The organism is Streptomyces sp. UNOC14_S4 (genome assembly GCF_020740835.1).
In the GTDB taxonomy this organism is placed as follows: Bacteria; Actinomycetota; Actinomycetes; order Streptomycetales; family Streptomycetaceae; genus Streptomyces.
Genome location: NZ_JAINFC010000808.1, coordinates 1 through 2,255, shown reverse-complemented (window position 1 = coordinate 2,255; position 2,255 = coordinate 1). Strand labels below are relative to the sequence as shown.

The window sequence follows — 2,255 nt, the reverse complement described above, 5'->3', positions numbered from 1 at the left end:
GGCGGGGCAGTCGGCGAGGCCGCAGGAGCACTGCACCCCTCCGCTGCGCGAGGCGCGCGCGCCGGGGACGACGTCCCACCCCCACAGACCGGTGTACTCGGCCACCGTCGTCACATGTTCGGACGTGCGTCCGCGGCGCCGAGAGCCCGAGCGCAGGTCCCGGATGCCGCCGATAGTGAAGCCCATGCCCCCTCCAACGGGTCGTGCTCGCCGATGGTTACGACTCGGAGTGTCTCGGACACGGACGGTCGCCGAATCCCTCCATGCCCTTCCATGCGACGGCGTGGCGGTGTGCGATCGGGAGCGCGCTTCCCGGCGCGCGCTGCGGTGTGCACCGGTCCGACCCGCCTCTGATCGGTATGTGTCAAGTCAATCGCGTAGAGGTGCGGTTGAGTTCATTCCTTGGGGTGGCGAATGGTGGCGTTTACTGGACTGCCCTCGCGTGATCGGTGATCGTAGGATTACTTTCGGTGCACGGACTTCGGAGATGCACCCGCCGACGCGGACGCCACGGACGTGGGACACCACGGACGTGGAGGGACGCGGTCGGAGGCACAGCCCGTATCGCCGGTCGGCCGTACGCGTCATGTCGTCACCACATCTGCGTCGGCATGCCGTTCCCGGCCGGGGTGGAGCATCGTTCGGAACAGCGGCGGCCGCCAACGGGCGGCAGGCCATTCGTGGTTCACGCACGGAACAGAAGTGCGGGATGGGGGCTTCCAGGTGGGCGGCAACGGCAGCGGCGTCGAAGGTGCCGAGAAGGCTGAGCGGCCCGACCGGGCCGACAAACGCCCGAACGAGCAGCTGGGCTCCTGGTTCCTGCGCAGCGGCTGGTCCAAGGGCGAGCTGGCCCGGCAGGTCAACCGCAGAGCACGGCAGTTGGGCGCGCATCACATCAGCACCGACACCTCACGGGTGCGCCGCTGGCTCGACGGCGAGCAGCCGCGCGAGCCCATCCCCAAGATCCTCTCCGAGCTGTTCTCGGAGCGCTTCGGCTGTGTCGTCGGCATCGAGGACCTCGGCCTGCGCGCCGCGCACCAGTCCCCGTCCGTCGCCGGGGTCGACCTGCCCTGGGCGGGCGAGCAGACCGTCGAGCTGATGAGCGAGTTCTCCCGCAGCGACCTGATGCTGGCCCGCCGCGGCTTCCTCGGCGCCTCGCTCGCCCTCTCGGCGGGCCCGGCCCTGATCGAGCCCATGCAGCGCTGGCTGGCCCCCGGCCCCATCGGCCGCGACAGCCACGCCATCGGCATGCAGGACCGCTCCCCGCGGGCGTCCCGGCTCTCCGGGCCGGAGCTCGACCTGCTGGAGTCCACGACGGTGATGTTCCGCCAGTGGGACGCCCAGTGCGGCGGCGGGCTCCGCCGCAAGGCCGTGGTCGGGCAGCTCCACGAGGTCACCGACCTGCTCCAGGAGCCCCAGCCGGAGGCCACCTCCAAGCGCCTCTTCAGGGCCGCCGCCGAACTGGCCCAGCTGGCGGGCTGGATGAGCTACGACATCGGCCTGCACCCCACCGCCCAGAAATACTTCGTGCTGGCCCTGCACGCCGCGAAGGAGGCCGGTGACCGCCCCCTCGGGTCGTACATCCTCTCCAGCATGGGCCGCCAGATGATCCACCTCGACCGGCCGGACGACGCCCTGGAGCTCATCCACCTCGGGCAGTACGGCTCGCGCGAGACGGCCACCCCCCGCACCCAGGCCATGCTCTACGCGGTGGAGGCCCGCGCGTACGCCAACCTGGGCCAGCCCGCCAAGTGCAAGCGCGCGGTGGGCATGGCGGAGGACTGCTTCGCCGACTGCGGCCCCGGCGACGACGACCCCGACTGGATCCGCTTCTTCTCCGAGGCCGAGCTCAACGCCGAGAACGCCCACTCCTACCGCGACCTCGCCTATGTCGCGGGCCGCAGCCCCACCTACGCCGAGCTCGCCCGGCCCAAGATGGCGCAGGCCGTCCACCTCTTCGAGCAGGACGGCGACCACCACCGTTCGTATGCACTCAACCTGATCGGCATGGCCACCGTGCACCTGATGCAGCGCGAGCCCGAGCAGGCCAGTGTCATGGCGGGCAAGGCGCTGAAGATCGCCAAGCAGGTGCGCTCGGAGCGGGTGAACAACCGCCTGCGCAAGACCGTCGGCACCGCCGCCCGTGACTTCGGCCAGGTCCAGGAGGTCATCTCCCTCACCGAGCAACTCGGCATCCACCTGCCGGAATCGGCCGAAGCCGTGCAGGCGGTCTGACCCCCCGCACCCACCGCACC

The 2,255-nt window shown here is 70.7% G+C and carries 1 protein-coding gene and 1 pseudogene; one reads left to right on the top strand and one right to left on the bottom strand.

Going from position 1 to position 2,255, the window contains the following annotated elements; genetic code table 11:
• Positions 1 to 186, bottom strand: a pseudogene (locus tag K6I34_RS35955) (DNA primase); the annotation flags it as partial.
• Between the two features lie 537 nt (positions 187 to 723).
• Between K6I34_RS35955 and K6I34_RS35950 the strand changes: the two are divergent.
• Complete coding sequence (locus K6I34_RS35950) at positions 724 to 2,235, top strand: hypothetical protein (protein WP_374231114.1); 1,512 nt, start codon at positions 724 to 726, stop codon at positions 2,233 to 2,235.
• The last annotated feature ends 20 nt before the right edge of the window (positions 2,236 to 2,255 follow it).